A 1032-nucleotide genomic window follows, 5' to 3' on the forward strand; every position below is an offset into this window, starting at 1 on the left:
GAAGACTGCTGAACGGTTCGGCGTGAGTGCCGCAAGCGTCAGCCGCTGGCGAAATCTGCAACTTCGCCAAGGCGACGTGCGACCTGGTCCTCTTGGCGGAGATCGAAATTCCCGCAAGACAGAGGCCCATGGCGAGGCGATCATGGCATGGCTCGCCGAGCACCGCGATGGAACCTTATTCGAGTTGCGCGACACGCTTTCTGCTCAGGGCATCGCGATCAGCAAATCGGCTTTGCACCGGTTTCTTGTCCGGCACGGCCAGACTCGCAAAAAAGAACTGGCCACGCGGTAGAGCAAAGCCGTCCCGACGTCCTGGAACAGCGTCAGCAGTGGTTCGATGATCAACTGGACCTTGATCCTACCAAGCTCGTCTTCATCGACGAAACCTGGACCGCGACGAACATGGCGCGTGCGCACGGACGCTGCATGAAGGGAGAGCGCCTGCGAATGGGCTTCCCGCACGGCCACCGCAAGACCACGACGCTGGTGGCTGGCTTGCGCTGCACAGGAATGGTTGCGCCGCTCGTCATCGACGGGCCGATCAACGGAGAATGGTTCGAGGCCTATGTCGCCCAGGTTCTTGTGCCGACCCTGAAGCCTGGCGATGTCGTCATCCTTGACAATCTCTCCAGCCATAAGCGACCGGCGGCGCGTGAGATGATCGAGGCTGCCGGTGCGCGCATGCTGTTCCTCCCGCCCTACAGTCCAGACTTCAATCCCATAGAGAAGGCATTCTCGAAGCTGAAAGCGCTCCTGCGCAAGGCGGCAGAACGCACTGTGACCGGCCTTTGGGACAGGATCGGGAAACTGATCGACCTCGTTGAGCCTCAAGATGCCCGAAACTTCTTCACATCATGCGGATACGATCCAGCATGAAGGGGAAACGCTCTAAACCAAGGGACGGATCGTCATGACCATTATTGAGAACATGCTGAAGACGTGCCACGAGAGGTGGTAGGTCGCCCGGCGATTATTTTCGTTTCGATTGAGGTAAGCCAACAAGAATAGCCGTTAGCGATACCGGACGTTAAC

General features: G+C 58.5%; 1 protein-coding gene. It reads left to right on the forward strand.

Features of this window, described 5'->3' with window-relative positions; translation table 11 throughout:
* A protein-coding gene (locus tag PDO_RS27295) for an IS630 family transposase (protein WP_141649924.1) occupies positions 1–876 on the forward strand; the annotation gives its coding sequence in 2 pieces (ribosomal slippage) (positions 1–275 and positions 275–876; 877 coding nt annotated over the 2 pieces). This gene is flagged as partial in the annotation.
* Between the last annotated feature and the right edge of the window lie 156 nt (positions 877–1032).

Source organism: Rhizobium sp. PDO1-076 (genome assembly GCF_000247475.1).
In the GTDB taxonomy this organism is placed as follows: domain Bacteria; phylum Pseudomonadota; class Alphaproteobacteria; order Rhizobiales; family Rhizobiaceae; genus Allorhizobium.